This window comes from Rhodococcus sp. 05-2256-B1, assembly GCF_002258465.1.
GTDB lineage: Bacteria > Actinomycetota > Actinomycetes > Mycobacteriales > Mycobacteriaceae > Rhodococcoides > Rhodococcoides fascians.
The window spans coordinates 155,203-180,662 of the sequence record NZ_NOZA01000031.1 but is presented as its reverse complement, the minus strand read 5'-3'; the positions used below and the strand labels follow the sequence as shown (position 1 = coordinate 180,662).

27 protein-coding genes are annotated in these 25,460 nt (G+C 65.3%); 19 read left to right on the top strand and 8 right to left on the bottom strand.

Translation table 11 applies throughout. From position 1 onward, the window contains the following. Positions 1-119 precede the first annotated feature (119 nt). Both CH285_RS20835 and CH285_RS20830 read right to left on the bottom strand, forming a co-directional pair. Positions 120-311, bottom strand: coding sequence for a hypothetical protein (locus CH285_RS20835; RefSeq protein WP_141214970.1), 192 nt, complete (start codon positions 309-311; stop codon positions 120-122). Positions 312-432: 121 nt separating this feature from the next. Beyond that, complete coding sequence (locus CH285_RS20830) at positions 433-771, bottom strand: hypothetical protein (protein WP_094643012.1); 339 nt, start codon at positions 769-771, stop codon at positions 433-435. Between the two features lie 32 nt (positions 772-803). Between CH285_RS20830 and CH285_RS20825 the strand changes: the two genes are divergently transcribed. The 5 genes from CH285_RS20825 to CH285_RS20805 all read left to right on the top strand — a co-directional run bounded on the left by CH285_RS20825 (position 804) and on the right by CH285_RS20805 (position 6,501). After that, on the top strand, positions 804-2,081 hold the full coding sequence (locus CH285_RS20825; protein WP_141214969.1) for a YifB family Mg chelatase-like AAA ATPase: 1,278 nt from the start codon (positions 804-806) through the stop codon (positions 2,079-2,081). Continuing rightward, positions 2,078-3,199, top strand: a complete 1,122-nt coding sequence (gene dprA / locus CH285_RS20820; protein WP_027496698.1) for a DNA-processing protein DprA — start codon at positions 2,078-2,080, stop codon at positions 3,197-3,199. Before CH285_RS20825 ends, dprA begins: the two co-directional genes overlap by 4 nt. Positions 3,200-3,297: 98 nt before the next feature. Beyond that, on the top strand, positions 3,298-4,080 hold the full coding sequence (locus tag CH285_RS20815; RefSeq protein WP_027496699.1) for a siderophore-interacting protein: 783 nt from the start codon (positions 3,298-3,300) through the stop codon (positions 4,078-4,080). 69 nt (positions 4,081-4,149) lie between these two features. After that, positions 4,150-5,076, top strand: coding sequence for a tyrosine recombinase XerC (locus CH285_RS20810; protein WP_032390098.1), 927 nt, complete (start codon positions 4,150-4,152; stop codon positions 5,074-5,076). A gap of 363 nt (positions 5,077-5,439) precedes the next feature. Further along, entirely contained in the window at positions 5,440-6,501 is a 1,062-nt protein-coding gene (locus tag CH285_RS20805) for a MinD/ParA family ATP-binding protein (RefSeq protein WP_052067092.1), read from the top strand. Between the two features lie 3 nt (positions 6,502-6,504). On the opposite strand, the gene CH285_RS20800 is transcribed toward CH285_RS20805, so the two are convergent. Next, on the bottom strand, positions 6,505-7,005 hold the full coding sequence (locus CH285_RS20800; protein ID WP_080731215.1) for a M23 family metallopeptidase: 501 nt from the start codon (positions 7,003-7,005) through the stop codon (positions 6,505-6,507). 342 nt (positions 7,006-7,347) lie between these two features. Between CH285_RS20800 and rpsB the strand changes: the two genes are divergently transcribed. From rpsB to CH285_RS20770, 6 genes are all read left to right on the top strand, one after another. Continuing rightward, the gene (gene rpsB, locus CH285_RS20795) at positions 7,348-8,220 is read left to right on the top strand and encodes a 30S ribosomal protein S2 (RefSeq protein WP_094643011.1); all 873 of its coding nucleotides are present in this window, start codon (positions 7,348-7,350) and stop codon (positions 8,218-8,220) included. A gap of 159 nt (positions 8,221-8,379) precedes the next feature. Continuing rightward, positions 8,380-9,204, top strand: coding sequence for a translation elongation factor Ts (tsf, locus tag CH285_RS20790; protein ID WP_027496703.1), 825 nt, complete (start codon positions 8,380-8,382; stop codon positions 9,202-9,204). A gap of 164 nt (positions 9,205-9,368) precedes the next feature. Continuing rightward, a complete protein-coding gene (gene pyrH, locus CH285_RS20785; protein WP_027496704.1) occupies positions 9,369-10,097 on the top strand; it encodes a UMP kinase in 729 nt (242 codons plus the stop codon). Between the two features lie 55 nt (positions 10,098-10,152). After that, entirely contained in the window at positions 10,153-10,710 is a 558-nt protein-coding gene (gene frr / locus CH285_RS20780) for a ribosome recycling factor (protein WP_027496705.1), read from the top strand. Positions 10,711-10,746: 36 nt separating this feature from the next. Next, positions 10,747-11,661, top strand: coding sequence for a phosphatidate cytidylyltransferase (locus tag CH285_RS20775; RefSeq protein ID WP_027496706.1), 915 nt, complete (start codon positions 10,747-10,749; stop codon positions 11,659-11,661). A gap of 16 nt (positions 11,662-11,677) precedes the next feature. Continuing rightward, entirely contained in the window at positions 11,678-12,397 is a 720-nt protein-coding gene (locus CH285_RS20770; RefSeq protein WP_176456708.1) for a class I SAM-dependent methyltransferase, read from the top strand. 21 nt (positions 12,398-12,418) lie between these two features. On the opposite strand, the gene CH285_RS20765 is transcribed toward CH285_RS20770, so the two are convergent. Beyond that, a complete protein-coding gene (locus tag CH285_RS20765) occupies positions 12,419-13,261 on the bottom strand; it encodes an HpcH/HpaI aldolase/citrate lyase family protein (protein ID WP_032366409.1) in 843 nt (280 codons plus the stop codon). 90 nt (positions 13,262-13,351) lie between these two features. Further along, positions 13,352-13,792: a LapA family protein gene (locus CH285_RS20760; RefSeq protein WP_032366595.1), complete on the bottom strand. Its 441-nt coding sequence runs from the start codon at positions 13,790-13,792 to the stop codon at positions 13,352-13,354. A gap of 166 nt (positions 13,793-13,958) precedes the next feature. Between CH285_RS20760 and rlmN the strand changes: the two genes are divergently transcribed. Beyond that, positions 13,959-15,110 (top strand): 23S rRNA (adenine(2503)-C(2))-methyltransferase RlmN, encoded by a 1,152-nt coding sequence (rlmN, locus tag CH285_RS20755; protein ID WP_045841851.1) that lies wholly within the window; start codon positions 13,959-13,961, stop codon positions 15,108-15,110. Between the two features lie 4 nt (positions 15,111-15,114). Here the strand turns inward: rlmN and CH285_RS20750 are convergent, their stop codons facing one another. Further along, a complete protein-coding gene (locus CH285_RS20750) occupies positions 15,115-15,384 on the bottom strand; it encodes a DUF2631 domain-containing protein (RefSeq protein ID WP_027496710.1) in 270 nt (89 codons plus the stop codon). Between the two features lie 217 nt (positions 15,385-15,601). Here CH285_RS20750 and puuE point away from each other — a divergent pair, with 217 nt between their 5' ends. After that, complete coding sequence (gene puuE, locus CH285_RS20745; protein ID WP_176458536.1) at positions 15,602-16,501, top strand: allantoinase PuuE; 900 nt, start codon at positions 15,602-15,604, stop codon at positions 16,499-16,501. Position 16,502: 1 nt separating this feature from the next. Here puuE and CH285_RS20740 read toward each other — a convergent pair whose 3' ends face one another. Beyond that, positions 16,503-17,024 carry a DUF1990 family protein gene (locus CH285_RS20740; protein WP_032390100.1) on the bottom strand — a complete coding sequence of 174 codons (522 nt, stop codon included), beginning with the start codon at positions 17,022-17,024 and terminating at the stop codon, positions 16,503-16,505. 68 nt (positions 17,025-17,092) lie between these two features. Here CH285_RS20740 and dxr point away from each other — a divergent pair, with 68 nt between their 5' ends. From dxr to CH285_RS20715, 5 genes are all read left to right on the top strand, one after another. Beyond that, positions 17,093-18,286, top strand: coding sequence for a 1-deoxy-D-xylulose-5-phosphate reductoisomerase (gene dxr, locus CH285_RS20735; protein ID WP_441347015.1), 1,194 nt, complete (start codon positions 17,093-17,095; stop codon positions 18,284-18,286). Between the two features lie 3 nt (positions 18,287-18,289). Then, a complete protein-coding gene (locus CH285_RS20730) occupies positions 18,290-19,501 on the top strand; it encodes a M50 family metallopeptidase (protein ID WP_094643010.1) in 1,212 nt (403 codons plus the stop codon). 61 nt (positions 19,502-19,562) lie between these two features. Next, positions 19,563-20,702 (top strand): flavodoxin-dependent (E)-4-hydroxy-3-methylbut-2-enyl-diphosphate synthase, encoded by a 1,140-nt coding sequence (gene ispG, locus CH285_RS20725; protein WP_032370959.1) that lies wholly within the window; start codon positions 19,563-19,565, stop codon positions 20,700-20,702. A 116-nt stretch (positions 20,703-20,818) separates the two neighbouring features. Continuing rightward, positions 20,819-21,655, top strand: coding sequence for a GNAT family N-acetyltransferase (locus tag CH285_RS20720; RefSeq protein WP_032366413.1), 837 nt, complete (start codon positions 20,819-20,821; stop codon positions 21,653-21,655). 104 nt (positions 21,656-21,759) lie between these two features. Next, positions 21,760-23,550: a penicillin-binding transpeptidase domain-containing protein gene (locus CH285_RS20715; RefSeq protein WP_094643009.1), complete on the top strand. Its 1,791-nt coding sequence runs from the start codon at positions 21,760-21,762 to the stop codon at positions 23,548-23,550. Between the two features lie 22 nt (positions 23,551-23,572). Here CH285_RS20715 and CH285_RS20710 read toward each other — a convergent pair whose 3' ends face one another. Continuing rightward, positions 23,573-24,442 carry a helix-turn-helix transcriptional regulator gene (locus tag CH285_RS20710; protein ID WP_032390102.1) on the bottom strand — a complete coding sequence of 290 codons (870 nt, stop codon included), beginning with the start codon at positions 24,440-24,442 and terminating at the stop codon, positions 23,573-23,575. Positions 24,443-24,581: 139 nt separating this feature from the next. Between CH285_RS20710 and map the strand changes: the two genes are divergently transcribed. Then, complete coding sequence (map, locus tag CH285_RS20705) at positions 24,582-25,457, top strand: type I methionyl aminopeptidase (protein ID WP_052057254.1); 876 nt, start codon at positions 24,582-24,584, stop codon at positions 25,455-25,457. Positions 25,458-25,460: the final 3 nt, after the last annotated feature.

Here is a 25,460-nt window from a genome sequence, read left to right as displayed (position 1 = left end):
TTGGTGGTCACCAGATGTGAGGATCCGGGGGCGGCACCACCCGCTACTCCGTTTCGATCAACTCACATCTGGTGACCGTTCCCGCTTGCCGACCTCAGCACCGCGACAAGCGGGAAGTTCTAGGCTGCTTGGGGCACGAACAGCGCGTCGACTTCCGCAACCTTTAATCGGCGGATCGACGTGTCGGCGAACATGTACGGGACGAGCCTGCCGTCGCGGATCATCCGGTAGAGGATGCCTGCCGAGACGCCGGTACGTGCCGCGCACGCCGTGATTGACTCAAATTCAGTGAACTCAGTGTCGCGTTCCACGTCGACCCTCCCTTGGAATGAGAAAACCCCGATCACCAGAATTGGTGTCGGGGTCTATAGGCAGAACTCTGCCAGTGCTCTCATTCTATTCGTATATGCACGCCTGTGCAAACGGCAAAGTCTAGCGGCGGAACGCATCTCGCTGATCGTCACCGATCATTTGCGGATCGCCAAACAGTTCCGCGTCGCGTCCGTGCTGAATGATCGCCAACCCGATTTGTGCTGCGATATGGCTGGGGAAGCTCGACACAGGCTGGCCGTCGCGCGTGATGAACACCAGGGCTTCGGAGTGGTCGTCGCCGTCGTCGCGTGTCCCTGAAAAATGGACCTCGTAAGGATGCTCAGGTTGTGCGGGGTCGGTCACGTGGGTTGTGGGGCCGGTGAATAGAGTGAAGTCCTCGTGGCGCTCGACCTCGACACTTACGGTGCCGAATTCCTGCGAAGCGGTTGCTGCGGTCATGGTGTGTCTCCTTGCTCGGTGATTAGTACCGTGTGAGCAAACCATTCGACCTCGCGCTTGCATTGTCGGTCCTCGACGCCGCCAAGGCCATTCCGCGGGGAAGCCTGTCGGAGACGGTGTTTCTGGGGGAGTTGGCTCTGGACGGCAGGTTGCGTGCGGTCCGCGGGGTTCTGCCCGGAGTGCTCGCGGTGAAGGCGGCGGGGTGGCAGCGGGTGGTGGTGCCGAGTCGGTGTCTGCCCGAAGCGGGTCTGGTTGACGGTATCGAGGTGTTGGGTGCCGATTGCCTGGCAGATGTCGTTGCGTGGCTTCGTGGTGAGCAGGCGCTGGAATCGCCCACCCCCACCGACTGGCATCAGGAGAGTTACCCGGATCTCAGTGACGTTGCCGGTCAGGCAGATGCCCGATGGGCGTTGGAGGTCGCTGCGGCCGGTGCGCATCACATCATGTTGACCGGGCCACCGGGGATCGGGAAAACGATGCTGGCGCAACGTCTTCCGGGAATACTCCCGCCGCTCACCGAGTCCGAGGCGCTGGAGGTGACCGCGATCCATTCGGTGGCGGGGCTGCTGACGAGTGCGCGGCCGCTGATCACGTCACCGCCGTTCATCGCCCCACACCATTCGACGTCGGTGAGTGCGTTGGTCGGCGGAGGTACCGGCATGGCCAAGCCCGGCGCAGTCAGTCGCGCGCATCGCGGAGTTCTGTTTCTCGACGAATGCGCCGAGATGAGTATCCGGGTGCTCGAAGCTCTACGAACCCCACTCGAGGACGGTGAAATTCGGATTGCGCGTCGAGACGGGGTGGCCCGGTACCCAGCGAGGTTCCAACTCGTCCTGGCGGCCAATCCGTGCCCGTGCGCACCGGCGCGGCAGGCCGACTGCGTGTGTGCGCCCACTGCTCGCCGCAAGTACTTGGGAAAGCTGTCCGGACCGCTCCTCGACCGGGTCGATCTCCGAATTCAGATGATGGGAGTCGCAACCGGGGCGTTGGTCGACGACGTCGGAGAAGGAACGGCCGATATCCGCGCACGGGTGACGGGAGCACGAGATGCCGCTGCCCATCGTTGGTCGGAGTTCGGGTGGAGGACCAATGCGGAAGTCCCCGGACCCGCACTGCGCCAACGGTTTCGGCTCGCTCGGTCGACGCTGGCACCGATCGAGCGGGCATTGCGCAACGGATCGCTGACCGCGCGCGGTGCCGATCGTGCGATACGGGTGGCGTGGACTCTGAACGATCTCGCCGGCGGCACCGTGCCCGGTGCAGACGAGGTCGGTGCCGCACTGGATTTTCGAGACAGGGGAGTGGCATGACCTATGACGCACGTCGGCTGGCGTGGGCGTATCTGTCCCGGGTGGCACAGGGTCCGCATCGCACGGTGACGGACCACGCCGCTGCCCACGGCCCCGAGGTCACCGCCGCAGCCGTACGCGCCGGACACTTGGGTGAGCGACTGGCAGCACGGGCTCATGTCGACACTGCAGCAGCAGATCTGGACCACATGGCCGCTCTCGGTGGACGGCTGATCACCCCTGACGACGACGAGTGGCCTGCGTGGCGTTTTCTCGGCTTCGATGGGTCCGGCCTCACCGCGGGTGTCGACACATCGCCGCCGATCGCACTGTGGGCGTTGGGAAACCGGTCTGTCGGAGCAGACACCGAACGATCGGTGTCGATAGTCGGAACCCGAGCGTCGAGTCCGTACGGCGACCACGTCACTGCCGAGATCTCCGCCGATCTGGCGCTGGACGGCTGGACCGTCGTGTCGGGGGCTGCGTTCGGTATCGATGCGGCAGCGCACCGTGCGGCGCTCGGAGTCGAGGGGACGACGATGGCGGTGCTCGCCTGCGGCGTCGACCGGGCATACCCGGCGGGACACTCCCGACTGTTGCGTCAGATCGCCTCGAGCGGGGTGGTTCTCAGTGAATACGCGCCGGGCACCACTCCGGCCAAGCACCGGTTCCTGGCGCGCAACCGGTTGGTGGCGGCACTCGGATCGGCGGTGGTGGTCGTCGAGGCGGGATGGCGGAGCGGGGCGCGCAACACCGCGGCGTGGGCGGCGAAACTGGGGCGCCCCGTTCTTGCGGTGCCGGGGCCGGTCACTTCTCCGACGTCGAAGGGATGCCATCGCATGATTCGTGAGGGTGAGGCCGTTCTGGTGTCGAGCTCGCACGATGTGGTGGCCGAGGCCGGGGCGCTCGGCTCGCCGGAGGAACCCCGTCCCGATCTGTTCCGGGAAATCGATGCGCTGTCCGAGACCGCACTGTTGATCTACGACGCGCTGCCGGCCACGGGAGCGTTGTCCACCCGTGAACTGTCGGAGAGTTCCGGAGTTCCGTTGTCGAAGGTCCGCGCCGCGCTACCGGTGATGGAGATGGACGGCTTCGTGAGCAACGACGAGACCGGGTGGGCCCGGGTGGTGCGCGGCTGAGGTGACGGCCCTACCGAGGCCCGGTGAAGGTAGGGTGTTAGGTAATGCTTAGTCGGTGCAGTGAGCATCGGCGTCGTTCGCTCGAAGAGGGGTCTGTAGTGCCGCGTAAGAAAACCACGTTGACCGTAGTGCGCACGGAAGCGCTGACCCCGCACATGCACCGGGTGTATCTGGGTGGTCCAGGCTTCGAGGAGTTCGACGCCATCGATAAGACCGATGCGTACGTCAAGCTGTTCTTCGGAACCGAGGACGAACCGATCATGCGGACCTACACCGTTCGATCCGTCGACACCGACGCGCGGGAAATCGCCATCGACTTCGTGGTGCACGGCGACGAGGGCGTCGCCGGACCGTGGGCCACACGCGCGAAGCCGGGCGACGAGATGTCGTTCTTCGGGCCGTCGGGGGCATACGCGCCTCGCCCCGACGCCGATTGGCACCTGTTCGCAGGCGACGAATCGGCTATCCCGGCCATCTCGGCTGCGGTCGAGGCCCTCCCGGAAGACGCCATCGCCAAGGTGTTCATCGAGGTCGGCGATCGTCACGACGAGATCTACATGGAGACTCTCGCAGTCGTCGACGTCACCTGGGTGCACCGGGGCGCGTCGTCGAACGAGATCGGCGACGACCGGGCCGGAGACAACGCACCGCTGATCGAGGCCGTCAAGAACACCGAATGGTTACCCGGGCAAGCGCAGGTGTTCGTCCACGGTGAGGCGCAGGCCGTCATGCACAACCTCCGTCCGTACATCCGCAAGGAACGTGGGGTCGGGGCCGAGTGGGCGTCGATCTCGGGTTACTGGCGTCGGGGGCGGACCGAGGAAACCTTCCGAGCCTGGAAGCGTGAGCTGGCACAGGCGGAGGCGGGAGTCGACGCCTGATCGCGCACCGACGTCCACCCGACGGCGTGTCCGGTTGTCGAGCGAGACGTCAGCGCCCAAGCTGAGCCGATGACCGATTCGCTGCCGCCGCACCTGGAGGTGCACGTCGAGGAGTTCGCCGAACACCTGCGCCTCGGCCGGGAACGGTCGGAGCACACCATCCGGGCCTACGTTGCCGACGCGCGTTCGTTATTGGCGCACCTGGCCGCGTCCTCACCGGGCGGAACGATCGCCGATCTGGATCTGCGTGTCGTGCGCTCGTGGTTGGCGGGGTACTCGGCGGCCGGCGCGGCCCGGACATCGATGGCCAGGCGCACCTCGTCGGTGCGAACGTTCGGGGCGTGGCTCGAACGGGTCGGGGCTGTGACGGTCGGCCCCGCGCAACGTCTCGCGTCCCCGTCGGGTCACCGCACCCTGCCCGGAGTGCTGCGTCACGATCAAGCGACGCGAGCGCTGGACGCTGCCGAGTCGGGTGCCGCCGAACTCGATCCCATAGCGCTGCGCGATCGACTCGTCGTCGAACTGTTGTATGCGACCGGGGTCCGCGTGGGGGAGCTGTGCGGTCTCGATGTCGACGACGTGGACACCGATCGACGAGTCGTTCGGGTGGTGGGCAAGGGCAACAAGGAACGTTCGGCACCGTACGGTCTGCCGGCCGCGCAGGCACTCGACGCCTGGTTCACCGACGGCAGGCCTGCCCTGGCCGTCGACCGATCCGGACCGGCCCTGTTGCTCGGGCGTCGGGGTGGACGACTCGACCAGCGACAGGCCAGGTCGGCGGTGCATGCTGTGCTGGAGACAGTCCCCGGTGGCCCCAGCCTGGGACCGCACGGCCTGCGCCATACGGCAGCCACGCATCTGCTGGAAGGAGGTGCAGATCTCCGGGTGGTGCAAGAACTGCTCGGACATGCATCTCTTGCCACGACGCAGATCTACACTCACGTATCCGTCGAACGGTTGCGGGCGGTGCACGATCAGGCGCATCCCAGAGCATGAGCGTCGAGCTGGGCGGCGCATCGTTTGGTAGCGTCTGCCCAGGATCGACTACACCGAATACGGGGGACCGTGGACCGCGACCGACCGCAAGGTAAATCGGAGCCGTGGTCGACGCATGGCCACAGTGCGCCGGTGAACGGGGCACGACCCGGCAGTACAGGCGACGGCAGTCCACTCGACGGCCGGGGCGACGATGCCGCGAAATCCGTACCGGCGGAACCGATGTCCACTCCACGCTCCACGCACCGGCAGCCCCCGCCGTGGCAGACGCCCGATTCTGCACAGAGACCTCCCGTGCCGCCGCGGTACAACCCGCCCGTGCCGCTTCGACCGGGCCCGCCGGCCGCCTATCCCGAGGCACAGATGCTGCCCGTTCCGCCCGTTCCGCCCGTCGGGGACGATCGGTCTCAGGCCCAGCCGGCCCAGCAGGCACCCTGGTCCCCGCAGACGTGGGCAGGTGCCCCGAATCCGTATCGTCCGAGCAGTCAGGACCTGGGTGCCGAATCGCTGCTCAAACGACCCAAGCGCACCTCGTCGTCGGGGTGGCGTCGCGGTGTGCACCGGTTGACCGGTGGCGTCATCAACCCCGGCGAGTCGACGGCCGAGGAGCGCTACCGCAACCAGGTCGATCGCATACGCCAGCCGGTGCTGGGGGACTACCGCATCGCGTTCCTGTCGCTCAAGGGCGGGGTCGGCAAGACGACGACCACTCTGGGTCTGGGGTCGACGTTCGCGTCGCTGCGCGGAGATTGCGTCATTGCCGTCGACGCGAACCCGGATTTCGGGACACTCGGAGAGCGGGTACCGCGTCAGACCGCGTCGACTGTTCGCGATCTGTTGGCCGCAGCCCCGAACATTCGCCGGTATTCCGACATTCGCGCTCATACCTCGCAGGCACCGAGCCGACTGGAAGTGTTGGCCGGTGAGCGGGATCCCTCGGCGTCGGAGATGTTCGGCGAAGAGGACTATCGCGCAGTCATCGACATGCTGCAGGTCTATTACAACCTGATCCTCACCGACTGCGGAACCGGCATCATGCACTCGGCGATGAACGGGGTGCTGCAGCTGGCCAATGCGCTGGTTCTGGTCAGTTCGCCGGCCGTCGACGGGGCACGCAGCGCAGCCGCGACTCTGGACTGGCTGGAACTGCACGGATACGGCCATCTGGTCGAGCGCACGGTCGTGGTGATCAGTTCGGTCCGACCGGGTTCGTCCGCGGTCGACATGAACTTGTTGCAGCAGCACTTCCTGGAACGCTGCCGCGCGGTGCTGGTGGTTCCGTTCGACGAGCACCTCGCCGAGGGGGCCGTGGTCGATCTCGAGAAGCTGCGTCCCCAGACCAGGAGCGCTTTCGTCGAGCTTGCCGCCATGGTCGCGGACGACTTTCCTGCCGCGTCCGGTCGTCACTCCGGCCCTGCGCGCTGACCGTCACCGAACCGGCTCCTGCACGGGTTTCAATCTGATCGGACGGGCACGCACCAGGGCCGTCGGATCGAGGTATTCGCGGCCCCGCTTGATGCCCCAGTGCAGGCATGTCGCCGTGCAGCCGTCGTGTCCCGACGTCAGCGAACCCAGGATGTCGCCGCGTCGTACTCGTGCTCCGGCCCCGACCGCCGCCGTCACGGGTTCGTACGTCGATCGAAGTCCGCCCGGATGGTCCACCGACACCACCGGCTTACCGGCCACGACGCCCGCGAACACGACCGTGCCGTCGGCGACGGCCAGAACCGAGGTGCCGTCCGCCGCGGCGAGGTCGACCCCGCGATGGCCGGGGAGCCAATCGTGTTCCGGGCGGTCGAACGGTGTCACGACGCGAGGGTGCGGCCGAATCGGCCACGCGAACGAGTCCGATTCGGCTGCCGCGGCCGGCGTGGTCAGCACGATCGCGGCAAGAACGCAGGCGATGCAGCCGGTACGAAGAGTGTTCACTCGTCGACGATGGCCTGTGAATGTGCTGGAAAACGAGGCCCGGCACGAATTGTGGACAACCGAAAGATTCGTCCACAGGCACCGGAATCTCTTGACAGTCGGGCCTGGTTATGACGGGGGCCGCCGCAGGTCTACACTCCTTGTTGCGGCCTGTGCGTGCACGGGTCGACTTCGCGCGTCCGCGTCATCGTATCGACTGCCTCGGCAGAGTTCACGATACGAGAACCGGTTGTCGGCGGTCCTGATCCCCCTGTGGTTCAGGTCCGACAACTTCGGCGGTCGCCAGGGCAGAGGTCACCGACACTCTGCGTCAACCGAACCATGAAAGAGAGTTATTCAGCCATGGCTGTAGTAACAATGAAGCAGCTGCTCGACAGCGGCACACACTTCGGACACCAGACCCGTCGCTGGAACCCGAAGATGAAGCGATTCATCTTCACCGACCGCAACGGCATCTACATCATCGACTTGCAGCAGACTCTGACCTTCATCGACAAGGCCTACGAGTTCGTCAAGGAGACGGTCGCCCACGGCGGCACCGTTCTGTTCGTCGGCACCAAGAAGCAGGCACAGGAGTCCATCGCCGCTGAGGCAACTCGCGTGGGCATGCCCTACGTGAACCAGCGCTGGCTCGGTGGCATGCTCACCAACTTCCAGACCGTGCACAAGCGCCTGGTCCGCCTCAAGGAGCTCGAGGCAATGGAGCAGACCGGTGGCTTCGAGGGACGCACCAAGAAGGAAATCCTCATGCTCACGCGTGAGATGACCAAGCTCGATCGCACCCTCGGCGGCATCCGCGACATGGCCAAGGTTCCGTCGGCCATCTGGATCGTCGACACCAACAAGGAGCACATCGCCGTCGGCGAAGCGCGCAAGCTGAAGATCCCGGTCATCGCGATCCTGGACACCAACTGCGATCCCGACGTGGTCGACTACCCGATCCCGGGTAATGACGACGCGATCCGTTCCGCTGCGCTGCTGACCAAGGTCGTCGCATCCGCAGTGGCCGAAGGTGTGCAGGCCCGTGCAGGCCAGAACACCGCAACCGACGCCAAGCCCGAGGTCGGCGCAGGCGAGCCGCTCGCAGAGTGGGAGCTCGAGCAGCTCGCACAGACGTCCCCGGCCGCTGACGCTCCGGCAGCAGAGGCTCCCGCAGCCGATGCGCCGGTCGCCGACGCCCCGGCAGCAGAAGAAGCACCGGCCGCTCAGGCTTGATCGAATTCGGTCCCGGTTCACCCTCAAGGGTGGGCCGGGGCCGCTTCGGTATGTCAGGGTTGTGATCGGTCCGGCTCCACAGCGAGCCCGTCGATCACGCTTCGAGAACAGCACTTTCGTCAACGCCCGTATTCAGACTTTTGAGGAGGCTCGCCCACGATGGCGAACTACACTGCCGCCGACGTCAAGCGGCTCCGCGAGCTCACCGGCTCCGGAATGATGGACTGCAAGAACGCACTCGCCGAGAACGACGGCGACTACGACAAGGCCGTCGAGTACCTGCGTATCAAGGGTGCCAAGGACGTCGGCAAGCGCGCCGAGCGCAACACCGCCGAAGGCCTCGTCGTCGCCGAGGGTGGAGTGCTCGTGGAGATCAACTCCGAGACCGACTTCGTGGCCAAGAACGACGAGTTCCAGACGTTCGCCGCGTCCGTCGCGGCGACGGCTGCAGCAGGCGAGCCTGCTGATGTCGACGCTCTCAAGGCACTCGACCTGAACGGCAAGACCGTCGAGACGGCTCTGAACGAGTTGTCGGCCAAGATCGGCGAGAAGCTCGAAATTCGCCGCGTCGTGTCCTACGACGGCAACACCGCGACCTACCTGCACAAGCGCAGCGCGGACCTGCCGCCTGCCGTCGGCGTGCTGGTCGAGTACACCGGTGACGGCGACGCCGCCGGCGATGCTGCGCGCGCTGCCGCGATGCAGATCGCAGCGCTCAAGGCCAAGTACGTCACCCGTGACGAGGTTCCCGAGGATCTGGTCGCCGCCGAGCGTCGGATCGCAGAAGAAACCGCGCGCGAAGAGGGCAAGCCGGAGCAGGCTCTGCCGAAGATCGTCGAAGGTCGCGTCAACGGATTCTTCAAGGACGTCGTTCTCACCGAGCAGAAGTCGGTTCAGGACGGCAACAAGACCGTCAAGGCCATCCTCGACGAGGCCGGCGTGACCATCACCCGTTTCTCCCGATTCGAGGTCGGCGCCAGCTAGTCTGCGCTCGATCCGATCGAGGCGATGCCGTTCATTCGATTTCATCGAGTGGACGGCATCGTTCGTGCGCGAGGCAGGTCGGAGCCGTGTCCACCGATCGGGTGCCGATAGGGCAGGATGATCGGTGAGTAAACCGTAGTGTTCGACGAGTACCGAGGAGAGCTATGACCGATCCGGCCCCTGACCGTCCCGGGTTCCGACGCGTGATGCTCAAACTGGGTGGGGAGATGTTCGGTGGTGGCCAGGTGGGGCTCGATCCGGATGTCGTGAACAACGTTGCCGAGCAGATCGCCGAGGTGGTGGCCACCGGAGTTCAGGTTGCCGTGGTGATCGGTGGCGGAAACTTCTTCCGCGGTGCCGAATTGCAGCAGCGGGGGATGGACCGATCTCGCTCGGACTACATGGGCATGCTCGGCACGGTCATGAATTGTCTTGCGCTGCAGGATTTTCTGGAAAAGCAGGGTGTTGCCACCAGAGTCCAGACCGCTATCACGATGGGCCAGGTGGCCGAGCCGTACCTCCCGCTGCGCGCGCGACGGCATCTCGAGAAGGGGCGTGTCGTCATCTTCGGCGCAGGTATGGGCATGCCGTACTTCTCGACGGACACCACGGCGGCGCAGCGGGCGCTCGAGATCGGTGCCGAGGTGCTGTTGATGGCCAAGGCCGTCGACGGTGTCTACTCGGCCGATCCACGGCTCGATCCCGACGCGACGATGTTCGACACGATCACCCACCGAGAAGCCCTCGAGCGAGGCCTCAAAGTTGCCGACGCGACTGCCTTCAGCCTCTGCATGGACAATCAGATGCCGATGTTGGTGTTCAATTTGCTGATTCAGGGAAACATTGCTCGCGCCGTGTCGGGCGAGAACATCGGCACGCTGGTCACGTCGTGAATGCCGCCGACGCGACCGCGAACGAACCGAGAACGAAGACGATGGAGGACAGATCGTGATTGACGAAGCTCTCTTCGACGCCGAAGAGAAGATGGAAAAGGCCGTATCGGTTGCCCGTGACGATCTGTCCTCGATCCGCACCGGGCGGGCCAACCCGGGAATGTTCTCGCGCATCGTCATCGAGTACTACGGTGCCCCGACGCCGATCACCCAGCTGGCCAGCATCAGCGTGCCGGAGGCGCGATTGGTGGTGATCAAGCCGTACGAGTCGAATCAGCTCGGGCCGATCGAAACCGCTATCCGCAATTCCGATCTCGGCGTCAACCCCACCAACGACGGCAACCTGATTCGTATCGGCGTGCCGCAGCTGACCGAGGAACGACGCCGTGAGTTCGTCAAGCAGGCCAAGGGCAAGGGCGAGGACGCCAAGGTGTCCATTCGCAACGTGCGCCGCAAGACGATGGAAGAGCTCAAGCGCATCCAGAAGGACGGCGAGGCGGGCGAGGACGACGTCGTACGTGCCGAGAACGAGCTCGACAAGACCACCGCGAAGTACACCGCCTCGGTCGACGAACTGGTCAAGCGCAAAGAGGGTGAATTGATGGAGGTCTGACCTCCTTCGATAGTTGCGCAACACGGTGGAACGACGATGAATATCGAGGAGTTGACGACAGTGGTGGGACCGGATCGGCAGGAGGGCAGCGGCACGCCCGCTGGCTCGTCCGGGGTCGCCGCCACGAAGTCCGCCGGCAAGGCGGGTCGAAATCTGCCTGCCGCGATCGGCGTCGGCGGCAGTTTGGGTATCGGGTTGATCCTCGTGCTCGTGTTCGTGCCGCTGGTATGGATCGGTGTCGTGGCCGTGGCGTTGGCCGTCGCGACGTACGAGGTGTCCAAGCGGCTCCGCGAGGGCGGTGTTCTCGTTCCGCGCATCCCGCTGATCCTCGGTGGTCAGGCCATGATCTGGCTGGGCTGGCCGTTCGGTGCCGTCGGAGTGCTCAGTGCGGCTGTGGGCACCGTCGTGGTCTGCATGGTGTGGCTTTTGCTGAGACAAGGCTTCGGTACTGCTCCCAAGAACTATCTCGAAGAACTCTCCGTCACCGTTCTGGTGGCGTGTTGGCTACCGCTGTTGGCCTCGTTCGCCGTTCTGATGGTCCTGCAGGACAACGGTGCCGGTCGCATCCTGGTCTTCGTCATCGGCGTCGTGTGCTCGGATGTCGGTGGTTACATCGCCGGTGTGCTATTCGGCAAACACCCGATGGCGCCGGCCATCAGCCCGAAGAAGTCCTGGGAAGGGCTGGTCGGATCGCTCATCTTCTGCGTCATCGGTTGCCTGCTGACGGTGACCCTGATTCTCGAGGCCAACTCGATGATCGGTGTCCTGCTGGGAGTCGTGCTTGTCGTGACGGGAACTCTGGGCGACCTCATCGAATCGCAGGTCAAGCGCGACCTTCGAATCAAGGACATGGGCTCGTTGTTGCCCGGCCATGGCGGCATCATGGACAGACTCGACTCGTTGCTGCCCTCTGCATTCGTTGCGTGGCTCGTCTTCACCGTGTTGCTCTGACCGACTCCGCCGGACGATGAGCGGTGATCGCGGCGGGGTGATTCCCAGTCCCAACATCTGGCACTGGCCGCATCTGTACGAGGCGGAGAACAGGGCTCAGGACGTCGACGGCGCTGTGTTCGCGACCATTCGATCGACCGTCGATTGGACGGCCGAGAACGTCGTGGACGTGGGCTGCGGCAGCGGTTTCCATCTTCCGATGTTCGCTGCGGACGCCCGGTACGTCATCGGTGTGGAACCGCACGCCCCATTGGTGGCCGCAGCCCGCACGCGCGTCGAGTCACTTGCGAACGTCGACGTGCGTGCGGGTAGAGCGGACGCGCTGCCCGTCGACACAGGTTCGGTCGATCTCGTCCACGCGCGAACCGCGTATTTCTTCGGCCCCGGCTGCGGCCCGGGTATCAGCGAAGCGATGCGAGTTCTGCGGCCCGGAGGGGCGTTGGTGGTCGTGGACCTCGACGCGACGGCGTCTCCGTACGGGGACTGGATGCGTGCGGATCTCCCGCACTACGATCCGGCGGCCGTCGAGGCGTTCTTCGATGCCCAGGGATTCGAGATGCGACGCGTCGACACGAGGTGGGCGTTTCCCGACCGCCGGGTTTTGCGGGATGTGCTGGGAATCGAGTTCTCACCGCGGGTAGCGCGCGCTGCGGCACGGCAGGTCGACGGCCTCACCCTGAATGTGCGCTATCGCATCCACGTTCGATACAAGCCGACCGGCGTCGAGTCGATCTGAGCCTGGCTCGGCAGCGAGCGATCAGGACGCGGCAGAGATTCCGAAGATTCGAGCCAGTTCGTTGATCTTGAGAGCCTTTGCCAGACGCGGCAGATCGCTGCCGTCCTTGACGTGAGCACCGTCGGCACCGAGAGCGTCGATGACATCGTGAGCCCAGGACACGTCGGTCGGGGAGGGGGCCAGTTCGCGGTTGACGATGGCCACCTGATCGGTGTGCATACAGAGTTTGCCTGCCATGCCCATCGAGAGCGTCAGGGCTGCATCGCGCCCGAGGATGCTGTCGTTCGCGGTCAGTGTCGGACCGTCGATGGGTCCGGGCAGTCGTGCGACGCGCGAGGAGACGACCAGTCGCGAGCGCGGGTAGGCCATGGCGAGCGGGTCGTCGCTCATGCCCGTGTCGCGTCGGAAGTCGCCGCTGCCGAAGGCGAGACGGAATGTCGAGTCCGCGCGCGCGATTTCGGTGGCGGCCTCGAGTCCTGCTGCTGATTCGACCAGCGCGAGGATCGGGGTGCCGTCGGCGAGGCGGGCGGCTGTCGCCTCGACCTGACCGCCGCTCTCGGTCTTCGCGAGCATGACCCCCACCAGGCCGGGCAGCCCGGACAACGCGGCGAGATCGTCGGCCCAGTACGGGGTCGTCGCGTCGTTGACGCGCACCCAGGCCGAGTTGCCCTCGCTGAGCCAGCGCACGACGGTCTCGCGAGCGGCAGGCTTCTTCGCTGGAGCGACTGCGTCCTCGATGTCGAGGATGACGGCGTCGACACCGGACGCGACAGCAGCGTCGAAGGTATCGGGCTTGGTGGCCGGAACCAACAGCCACGATCGTGCGCGGTCGGGTGCAACGCCGGATGCCACCGGTGTCTCCATGAAAGTAGTCACGTCATGCTCCTCGAGTGAAGTCGGGCATCGCCAACCTTATCGATTCAGAGCATCGGCGCCAGCTTCTGTACATAGTGTTCACGAACCGTGACGCTGGTTCTTCTTCGCTGCGCGCCGGACCTGCAGGATTCGGGCACCGCCGGCCATGGCCATCACCAGCGCGCCCGCGATCGCGGCCAGCAGCATGCTGATTCCGAGGGGTAGGTCGAGCTGCCAGGCGAAGATCTGGACGGTGACGGAGTCGAGGTTCTGCACGATGAACACCAGGAGAACGACAAGGACGACGGCCCCGACCACCAGGCCGGTCCAGAGGGCGGCGGTGCGGGTGTGCGCCACATCGGTGGGGGTGTGCTGCTGTTCCGGAACGAACTCGGGGTCGGGCGCGGAATGGCCGTCCGAATCCGGCGTGGTGATGGGGGTGAGGTCGCCGGCGGCACTCGTCGGCCGGTCGAATCCGGGCGTGACCGAGGCCGATGTGTCGAACGGTGCCTCGTTGTTGTCGTCTGCTCTGGTGGCCATGTCGATGATCCTTTCGCACGCGTGGTCCGAATGCACGCGCAATCGGTCCCGGCGTCGATACCCGTCAGGGCACCGTCGAAAACCGTCGCGAATAGGACTGTGAGCAGAACGGGTGGACAATGGTGGGTATGGAGTTGAGCCAGCAGGAACGACGCGGGGGTCGAGCATGAGTGATTCCGCAGCCGCAACGGACAGCACGACCGAGCAGAAGAGACCGAATCTTCCGCTGGTCTTCACAGCTCCGCGTCGGGGTATGCCGTCGCGTCACCTCGCCGACCTGGACAAAGAGGGCCTGCGTGAGGCAGTGAAGGCACTCGGTCTACCGGCATTCCGGGCCGACCAACTTGCGCGGCACTACTACGCGCGGCTCGAGGCCGACACCACCAAGATGACCGATCTTCCGGCCGAGGCTCGGGAGAAGGTCGGTGCCGATCTTTTTCCCACCTTGCTGACGCCGATCAAGCACTTGGCATGTGATGACGGTGACACTCGAAAGACGCTGTGGAAGGCCAACGACGGGACTCTGCTCGAGAGTGTTCTGATGCGGTATCCGGATCGCGCGACGCTGTGCATCTCGAGTCAGGCCGGTTGCGGAATGGCATGTCCGTTCTGCGCCACCGGTCAGGCCGGCCTGACGCGGAACCTGTCGACGGCCGAGATCGTCGATCAGGTCCGTTCGGCGGCCGCGGACATGCGCGACGGCGTAGTCCCCGGCGGTGAGGGTCGGCTGTCGAACGTCGTGTTCATGGGCATGGGTGAGCCGCTGGCCAACTACAAGCGCGTCGTCGCGGCAGTGCGCAAGATCGTCTCACCAGCCCCCGACGGGCTGGGACTGTCACAGCGTTCGGTCACCGTGTCGACGGTCGGCCTTGCTCCGGCCATTCGAAAGCTGGCCGACGAGGGTCTGTCGGTGACCTTGGCCGTGTCTCTGCACACGCCGGACGATGAGCTCCGAGACACGTTGGTCCCGGTCAACAACCGTTGGTCGGTGGCGGAGGTTCTCTCCGCTGCCCGGTACTACGCCGATCAGACCGGTCGACGCGTCTCGATCGAGTACGCGATGATCCGGGACGTCAACGATCAGCCGTGGCGAGCGGACATGCTGGGCAAGAAGCTGCACAAGGCGCTCGGATCCCGGGTACACGTGAACCTGATTCCCCTCAACCCGACTCCGGGTAGCGAGTGGGATGCCAGCCCGAAGCCGGTGGAGCGGGAATTCGTTCGCCGGGTCATCGCGCAGGGCGTCTCGTGCACCGTCCGCGATACCCGAGGGCAGGAGATCGCGGCGGCGTGCGGTCAGCTCGCCGCCGAGAACTGAACCGCTAGCGGGGCTTGCGGCGGACGATGACGTCGCGCACGACGAGTCCGACCAGCGCCACGGCGAAGCCGACCAACCACAGGTCCTCGACCTTGCCGGTGTGATTTCCGATGATCATGAACAGCAGGAACGCGGCAACGACGATGGCTGCGACGCGCATCGCCTTGTTCGACTCGCCGCTCCAACCCCATGCGGCGGACGGCACCTCGGGCACCTCGTTGCGGGTATCGACGACCGGGTCGTACGAAGCGGATTCCAGTTCGGTATTTGCCACCGGTCGATCCTCTCGGGTGATGCGTTCACGTGGGTCCCGGCACGAACGGTGCCAGACGCGTTGTCGGAACAATATTGGCATACGACCGCCCGTCGTAGTGATCAGGGTTGCATCGCTCACCCAGCGCGTGTGTGGGCTCGAATGAGAGACTGCGGCGGTGACCTCCGAGCGCCTTCCCCATCGTCCGAGTCGGTCCCCGCTGAGCTATCCCCGCGACATGGTCGGTTACGGCCGCACGCCGCCGCTCGCCCAGTGGCCGGATGAGGCGAACATCGCCGTCCAGTTCGTCCTCAATTACGAGGAGGGTGCCGAGAACAACGTGCTCGACGGCGACACGAAGTCCGAGACGTTTCTGTCGGAAATGATCGGCGCACAGGCGTTTCCGAATCGACACATGAGCATGGAATCGCTGTACGAGTACGGATCCAGAGCAGGAGTGTGGCGCGTGCTGCGCGCATTCGAGAAGCGCGGGTTACCGCTGACGGTGTTCGCGGTCGCCAAGGCCATGGAGCGGAACCCGGAAGTGGTTGCGGCACTGCTGGAGTTGGACCACGAGATCGCATGTCACGGCTTGCGGTGGTTGTCGTATCAGCAGATCGACGAGAACGTCGAACGCGAGCACATGGCGGAGGCCGTGGCCATCCTGCGCGAGCTGACGGGGTCTGCGCCACTGGGGTGGTACACCGGGCGCGATTCCCCCAACACCCGATCGCTCGTGGTGGAGCACGGCGGATTCAAGTACGACTCCGACTCCTATGCAGACGATCTGCCGTACTGGGAGAAGGTGCCCCGAGACGGCGGTGTCGTCGATCACCTGGTGGTGCCGTACACCCTTGACACCAACGACATGCGTTTCGCATCGCCGGGAGGATTCTCGACGGGCGACGAGTTCTACGCGCATCTACGTGACGCCTTCGACGTTCTCTATGCCGAGGGCGCGAGTGGGAGTCCCAAGATGCTCTCGGTCGGACTTCACTGCCGGCTGGTGGGCAGGCCGGCCCGCATGGCTGCACTGGAACGTTTCCTCGATCACGTGCAGTCGCACGACAAGGTCTGGGTCGCGAAGAGAATCGACATCGCCGAACACTGGCGAGCTGTGCACCCGCCCGAGGCCTGAGTCAGTCGGCCTGTCGGCACGCCGATGCCAGCGCGGTCAGATAGCGGTCGGTGAACGCTGCCTGGACGCGCCTGCCCACCGGGCCGCCGAGCTTGGTGTACCAGCGACCGGGACGCGAGAACGCCGATATGTGGGCGGTGACGGCACCGTCGGCGGGGGAGTAGTCGACGTAGAAGAGTTCCTCGCCGGACTCGGGATGCCCGTCGAGTGTTCCGTAGGCGAAACCCTGACGGTTCGCCTCGTCGATGACATAGACCACACGACACGGAATGCGCACCGGTCCGAGTGTGAGAACGACCACCGAGTCGGGCGCAGCGGTCTCGGCCTCGGAACGGACCTTCAGTCCTGCTCCTCGGTGCATGTCCCATCGCATCAACGCATCGGCCGCCGCCACGAAGTCGTCCAGCCCCGATCCCACGACCCTCGACATCGTGACGTGGTGGTATCCGGTGGGCAGTGGGCCGGCGGTGGCCCCCGCATCGTCGTAATTGAACGGTGCCGAGCGGTACTTCGAGAAGTCCATGCACCCCAGCGTGCCAGCCTGCGTCGGCACATAGGGGTTTCTCAGCCTCGGTAGGCAACAATGGACCGGTGCCAGACCATCGTGAGCGAACGACCAACTCGGATCGCCCCGAGCCGATACGTGTGCTGTTGCTGGGAAGTACCGGGTCGATCGGAACCCAAGCGCTCGACGTCATCGCCGCCAACCCGGACCGCTTCGTCGTGGTCGGGCTGGCTGCGGGCGGTGGAAACATCGAACTGCTCCGTCGCCAGATCGCGGAGACCGGTGTCCGACGGGTAGCCGTCGCCCAGCCCGAGGCCGCCGCCGAGCTCGATTTCCCCGGAGTGCTGAGTGGTCCGCGAGCAGTGACCGAGCTGGTCGAGTCGACCCCGGCGGACGTCGTGCTCAATGCCCTCGTGGGTTCTCTCGGCCTCGAACCGACCCTGGCCGCGCTGAACAGCGGTGCGCGCCTGGCGCTGGCCAACAAGGAATCCCTGGTCGCCGGAGGCGAGCTGGTTCTCGCCGCCGCAGCCCCCGGTCAGATCGTGCCGGTCGACTCCGAGCACTCCGCGCTCGCCCAGTGCCTGCGCAGCGGTACGCGCGGCGAAGTGGATCGACTGGTTCTCACCGCATCGGGAGGTCCCTTTCGAGGGTGGAGCGAGAGCGAACTGAAGTCGGTCACGCCGGAGCAGGCCGCCGCGCATCCCACCTGGTCGATGGGGCCGATGAACACGTTGAACTCGGCGACGCTGGTCAACAAAGGTCTGGAACTGATCGAGGCGCACCTGCTGTTCGGTGTGCCCTACGAGAAAATCGATGTCACCGTGCACCGGCAGTCCATCGTGCACTCGATGGTGACGTTCGTCGACGGTTCGACCATCGCTCAGGCCAGTCCACCGGACATGAAGTTGCCGATCGGGCTGGCCCTCGGCTGGCCCGATCGAGTGCCCGACGTCGCCCGTGCACTCGACTTCACGACCGCATTCTCCTGGGACTTCGAACCACTCGACGACCGAGTGTTTCCGGCGGTGCAGCTGGCGCGTGAGGCCGGGATCATGGGTGGGTGCATGACTGCGGTGTACAACGCGTCCAACGAAATCGCGGCAGAAGCGTTCCTGGCCGACAGAATCGAATTTCCGCAGATCGTCGAGACGGTGCGCGCGGTACTGGGCGACGGCGGGCAGGACTGGTCGACGGCTCCGAGGGACGTCGACGACGTACTCGCAGCGGACTCCTGGGCCCGGGCCCACGCCCGTGACCTACTGAAACCGAAAGGCCTCTGACACATGGTGTTCGCTCTGGGTGTCGTGCTGTTCGCCGTGGGAATCGGTGTGTCGATCGCGCTGCACGAGGCTGGACACATGTGGACCGCGAAAGCGCTCGGCATGAAGGTTCGCCGCTACTACATCGGGTTCGGCCCGAAGATCTTCTCCTTCCGTCGCGGGGAGACCGAGTACGGACTCAAAGCCATTCCGGCAGGCGGGTTCTGCGACATCGCCGGCATGACCGCCATCGACGAGCTCGCGCCCGACGAGGTCGAGCGCGCAATGTACCGCCAGAAGACGTGGAAGCGCATCGTCGTCATGGTCGGCGGCATCGCGATGAACTTCGTGCTGGGAATCGTTCTGGTCTACGTGTTGGTGCTCGGCTGGGGCACGCCGGATCGGGTGACGCCGACAACGACGGTCCAGGGCATCGGTTGTGTCAGCACGTCCCAGACCGAGGACGGTGAACTTGCGCCGTGTTCGGGAGACGGTCCGGCTGCCGAAGCTGGACTGCGCACGGGCGACATCATCACTGCGGTGAACGGTCAGCCGACAGAGGCCTGGTCCGACGTCGTTCTCGCCATTCGGGATTCCACCGGGTCGGCCGATCTGACAGTCGATCGCGACGGTGCTTCGAAGACTCTGAGCGTTCCGATCCTTCAGGTTCAGCGCTACGTCGTCGATCCTGAGACCAAAGCGAAGAACTCGACAACCGTGGGAGCGATCGGCGTCACCGGCGGTCCACCGCCGAACATTCGATACAACCCGATCGAAGCGGTGCCCGAGACCTTTGTTTTCACCGGGGAGATCTTCGTGCAGACCGGGAAAGCGTTGGTGCAGTTGCCGAGCAAGGTGGAGGCGCTGTGGGATTCGATCTTCGGTGGTGAACGAGGGCTGGACACTCCGATGAGTGTCGTCGGAGCCAGCGTCATCGGTGGCCAGGCCGTGGAAAACGACAACTGGCAGACGTTCGTCGGGCTGCTGGCGTCACTCAACTTCTTCCTCGGTGTGTTCAACATCGTGCCGCTGTTGCCGCTCGATGGTGGCCACATCGCCGTGACGATTTACGAGCGCATCCGCAACATTTTCCGCAACCGTCGCGGCCTGCCCGACGGGGCGCCGGTGGACTACATGAAGCTCATGCCCGTCACCTACGTGGTCATCATCGTTTTCATCGGGTTCTCCTTGTTGACGCTCACGGCGGACATCGTCAACCCCATTCAATTGTTCTAAGTAGACTCGACAGTCGTAGCTAGGAAAGAAGGCCACTGTGTCCGTGTCAGTCGGATTGGGAATGCCCGCACCGCCGGTGCCCGTACTCGCGCCACGTCGAAAGACCAGGCAGCTTCAGGTCGGGTCGGTGGGTGTCGGAAGCGAGAGCCCCATCTCGGTGCAATCGATGTGCACCACCAAGACCCACGACATCAACGCCACCCTGCAGCAGATTGCAGAGCTGACGGCGTCGGGTTGCGACATCGTTCGTGTTGCGTGCCCCACACAGGACGACGCCGACGCGCTGTCGATCATCGCGAAGAAGAGCCAGATTCCGGTGATCGCCGACATCCACTTCCAACCGAAGTACATCTTCGCGGCCATCGACGCCGGGTGTGCAGCGGTGCGCGTCAACCCGGGCAACATCAAGGAGTTCGACGGCCGCGTCAAGGAGGTCGCCAAGGCGGCCGGTGACGCGAACATTCCGATCCGCATCGGTGTGAACGCCGGTTCTCTCGACCCGCGGCTGATGAAGAAGTACGGCAAGGCGACACCCGAGGCGCTCGTCGAATCCGCGCTGTGGGAAGCAGGCCTGTTCGAGGAGCACGGTTTCGGCAACATCAAGATCTCGGTCAAGCACAACGACCCCGTCATCATGGTCGCTGCGTACGAGCAGTTGGCGGCACAGTGCGACTACCCACTGCACCTCGGTGTCACCGAAGCGGGACCGGCTTTCCAGGGGACCATCAAGTCCGCTGTGGCATTCGGGGCCCTGCTGTCCAAGGGCATCGGCGACACCATCCGAGTTTCCCTGTCGGCACCGCCGGCGGAGGAGATCAAGGTGGGAAACCAGATCCTGCAATCGTTCAATCTGCGCCCGCGCAAACTCGAGATCGTGTCCTGCCCCTCGTGTGGGCGGGCACAGGTCGATGTCTACACCCTCGCCGACGAGGTGACTGCGGGACTCGAAGGAATGGAGATCCCGCTACGCGTCGCGGTCATGGGCTGCGTCGTGAACGGGCCGGGCGAGGCCCGCGACGCTGACCTCGGTGTCGCGTCGGGCAACGGCAAGGGCCAGATCTTCGTCAAGGGCAAGGTCATCAAGACGGTCCCCGAAGCGCAGATCGTGGAGACGTTGATCGAGGAAGCGATGCGCATCGCCGAGGAGTTCGAGAAGGACGAGATCGCCAGCGGTGGCGCGCCGGTGGTCACCGTCAGCTGAGCGGGTACACCTGTTCGGCGTCCGGTTTGCCGCTCTGCCACCGGGGGAACACATTGTCTGGAATGATTCGCTTCAGAATCGGTGCGTACGCGGTAGGTGGGTCAGGAGGTCGGTAGGTGCTCAAGCTCCTCGGCGCGAAGCCTCTCGGTAATCGGGACGTCGCGCACGTGCTCCGGGTGCTCGACGCCGACCCCGTTGCAACCTGCATGGTTGCCGCGCGCGTGCAGGAATCCGGCCTCGATCCGAGGTCGTTCCACGGCGAGATGTGGAGCAGGGGCGGTCCGGACGAGTCGCTGTGCTTCTACGGTGCGAATCTGGTTCCGTTGCTCGGTTCCAGCGACGATCTTCGTTCCTTCGCGGACCGCGCGTGCCGCGGGCCGCGTCTGTGCTCGTCGTTGGTCGGCAGAGCGGAGTTGACGCTTCCGTTGTGGGAAATGCTCGAGACGGATTGGGGTCCGGCGCGAGAGGTACGCGGTGAGCAACCGTTGTTGGCCACGTCGGTACCGTCGTCCATCTCGCCTGATCCTCTCGTTCGGCTCGTTCGACCCGACGAGCTGGACGTGTATCTGACCGCGGCCGTTGCCATGTTCATCGAAGAGGTCGGCGTCGACCCGCGACTGAACGACGGCGGTAGGGGATACCGGCGTCGGATCGCCAGTCTCATTGCAGCGCAACGTGCCTGGGCCAGATTCGAGGACGGTCGCGTGGTGTTCAAGGCCGAGATCGGCTCGCAGTCCGGGACGGTCGGGCAAATCCAGGGAGTATGGGTGCACCCGGACCGACGCGGGCACGGCCTGGGTGCATCCGGAACGGCGACCGTGGTGAACTCGGTCGTCCGCCAGGGGCGTACTGCGAGCCTGTACGTCAACAGCTTCAACTACGTCGCGCGCCGGGCCTACGCGAAAATCGGTCTGACGCAAGTGGCGACGTTCACCACGGTGCTGCTGGACTGAGAACGGTCGCTCGATCGGCCTGTCCCGAAACGCGATTCGTTGCCGTGGTCGACGCACCGGCCGTATTACGATGGGGCGCAATGAGATCACGTGATGCGACCTGGATGCGCGGACGGCTGGGCGTGGTGACCGTGATCGGTGCCGTCGTCGGTGCCTGCCTCACTGGGTGTACACCCAAGCCCGACGGTCCGGAGCCCGCAGCTCAGGCATTCCTCGCGGCCTTCGAGGCCAACGACATCCCCACGGCCGCCGCCGATACCGACAAGCCGGACGCCGCAGCCACTGCGCTGCGCGAGGCGTGGACCAATCTGCAAGCAGAGGCCCTCGACGCCGAGACGACGTCGGTTCGAGTCGACGGCGACACCGCCACGGTCGGCTACACCTACCGTTGGCAGCTGCCCAAGGATCGGGTGTGGACGTACGACGGCCAACTGAACATGGGTCGGAGTGCGGGAGAGTGGGTGGTGCGGTGGACCGCCTCGGACATCCACCCGAAGCTCGGTGACACGCAGACCATGGCCTTGCGCTCGACGGCTGCACCACGCGCTCGGGTCAACGAGCGCTCCGGCACCGACGTCCTGGTGCCCGGGGTCGTACATCGAATCAAGTTCGACGCGTCGGCCGCGAACAACGTCGTGGCCTCGGCGACGGCGTTGTCGACACTGCTGACACCGTTCGACGCGTCGATCACGGCCCAGTCGATCGTGGAGTCGGCGACTTCCGTCGACGGCGACTACCCGGTGGCGCTGCTGCGAGACAGCGACTTCGAACCCATCTCGGCGGCGCTGACCGAGATCCCCGGTGTCACGGCGTCCGACGAATCGGATCTCGTGTCCACCGACCCCACCTTCGCGCCGGACCTGGTGGGCCAGGTGAAGAAGGCCGTCATCGACGACGTCGACGGCAAGGCCGGCTGGAGCGTGGTGACCAGCAACCGCAACGGCGTCGACATCGACGTCCTCACCGACACCCCGCCCGAGCCGGCACCGTCCTTCTCGATCAGCCTCGATCGGAATATTCAGGTCGCGGCCCAACGAGCAGTGAACGCCAGGGCCGAGCAGGCCATGACGGTGGTCATTCAGCCGTCCACCGGGGCCATCCTCGCTGTGGCGCAGAATCCGGCCGCCGATCGGGACGGACCGGTCGCGTCGGCCGGTCTCTACCCACCGGGTTCGACGTTCAAGATCATCACCGCCGGGGCGGCGATCTCCAGCGGACTCGCGACCCCGGGGAGCACCGTTCCGTGCCCCGGTCGTATCGAGATCGGCGAACGAAGCGTCCCCAACTACAACGAGTTCGCTCTCGGTGACGTGACCATGAGCACCGCGTTCACCCGATCGTGCAACACCTCCTTCGCGAAGCTGGCGAGCGAGATGTCGCCCGACGCGTTGACCGTGGCCGCGTCCCAGTTCGGCGTCGGTCCGGACTACGACGTCGTGGGGTTGCCGACCGACTCCGGTTCGGTCCCGCCCGCGGACGAACTCGTCCAGCGCACCGAGGACGGATTCGGCCAGGGCAAGGTGGTCGTCTCGACCTTCGGGATGGCACTGGCCGCCGCGACGGTTGCCCACGGCTCCACACCGGTTCCAAATCTTCTGGTCGGACGGGAAACCGCCATCACCGGCGATCATCCACCGATAGAACCTGCCATGGTCGACGGGTTACGCGGCATGATGCGCTCGGTGGTCACCAGCGGCACCGCAGAACGGATCGCCGACCAGGGCGAGGTGTACGGCAAGACCGGAGAAGCAGAGGTCGAGGGCGGATCGCACTCGTGGTTCGTCGGTTACCGAGGCGACATCGCCTTCGCGACCTTGGTGGTACGCGGCGGCAGCTCGGACAATGCGGTCGCCGTCACCCGAGAGATGTTCGAGCAGCTTCCGCCGGGGTACTGAGCGCTGCGCCGGTGGGCCGGGTTCAGCCCGACAGCAGCCCGAGTCGACGACACGCAAGAACCGCTTCGTATCGAGTGTGCGAGTCGGTTTTTCGCATCACGCTGCGGAGATAGGACTTGACCGTCTCGGCACCGATCGACAGCCGTGCCGCGACTTCGACGTTGGTGCAACCGAGCGCGACCTGCGAGATGACGTCGATCTCGCGTGGCGTCAATGCCTGCGAGTCGCCGGAGTCGCTGTCCTGGTTCGCCGTCCGACCGAGCGTTGCTGCCAGTCGCGCGGTGACCGCGTCCAGTCTGTGTTTGACCGCCGCGTCTCCGATCGACCGAGCGAGCTCGGCGAGCTCGTCGTGCACACCGCGCAACTCGACCGTCCGCGAGAGGTGCCCGTCCGACGTGGCCCGCGCACTCTCCATGAGGCGCACCCTGCGGTCGACCTCGTCGCGGATGGCGATCTCCTGACCGAGGCGCCGGGCTGCGGCGGTCATGATGTCGCCGACTCGATCACCGAGGGGGCCGCGTTCTCGCACCGCCGCGTACATCACCATGCGGGCTGCTCCGGCGACGACAACCGGCACCGCCAGGATCGACTTGAGGCCCTCGCCGAGGACCGGCCGGTCGAAGTGGTGGGTGATCGACATCGACGCGCCGTAATCACTGACGGCCGCGGGCCGACGTTGGTCCATGACCCGGCCACCGAGACCGGACCTGGGCGGGATGGCGAGCCCGTCCAGCCCACGCGTGCGGGTGCCGTGAAATTCGCTCAGGTGCAGCGTTTCCGAGGACACTTCCCCGCCGAACACGACGGGCACGGCGGACGTCGCGGCGACCTGGCGTAGTTCGGCGCGAAGGGCATCGCCGTCCCGGGGGCGCAACAGACTGGAATGGACCACGACGCTTCCTTCCTCGGTTCGGGTACGTCGACGGCGAACGTGACCCAGATCATATCCCGTCGCGCGGTTGCGGATTCGGTGGCCTCGACCAGCAGCGCTGGTTCTTCTGGACACGGATGCGGCGACTACTCTGGACGGCATGTCTGTCACCGCCGAGAGCAAGCCCCGTCAGCCACTCGTGCCAGGCGTCGTCTCGCCCGTCCTCTCCGTGCCGAAGTCGATCGAGCGACCCGAATACGCGTGGAAGTCGACCGTGAACGAAGGCAGCGAGCCGTGGGTGCAGACCCCCGAGGTCATCGACAAGATGCGCGTGGCGTCGAAGATCGCGGCTCGCGCTCTGCAGGAAGCGGGCCGGGCCGTGGCACCGGGAGTGACCACCGATGAGCTCGACCGTATTGCACACGAGTACATGGTCGACCACGGTGCTTACCCGTCCACGTTGGGCTACAAGGGTTTTCCGAAATCGTGCTGCACCTCGCTGAACGAGGTCATCTGCCACGGCATCCCCGATTCGACGGTGATCGAGGACGGGGACATCGTCAACATCGACGTCACCGCGTACATCGACGGTGTGCACGGCGACACCAACGCGACGTTCCTGGCGGGTGACGTGTCCGAGGAGGCGCGCCTGCTCGTCGAGCGGACCCACGAAGCGACGATGCGTGCCATCAAGGCGGTCAAGCCGGGGCGCGCCCTGAACGTGGTCGGGCGAGTGATCGAGTCCTATGCGCACCGGTTCGGCTACGGCGTGGTGGAGGACTTCACCGGCCACGGCATCGGCACGACGTTCCACAACGGCCTCGTCGTGCTGCACTACGACCAGCCGTCCGTGGAGACCATCATCGAGCCGGGCATGACGTTCACCATCGAACCGATGATCAACCTGGGCACGATCAACGCCGAGATGTGGGACGACGGTTGGACGGTGGTCACGCACGACAAGAAGTGGACCGCACAGTTCGAGCACACGCTCGTGGTGACCGAGACGGGTTGCGAGATCCTGACACTGCCGTGAGCG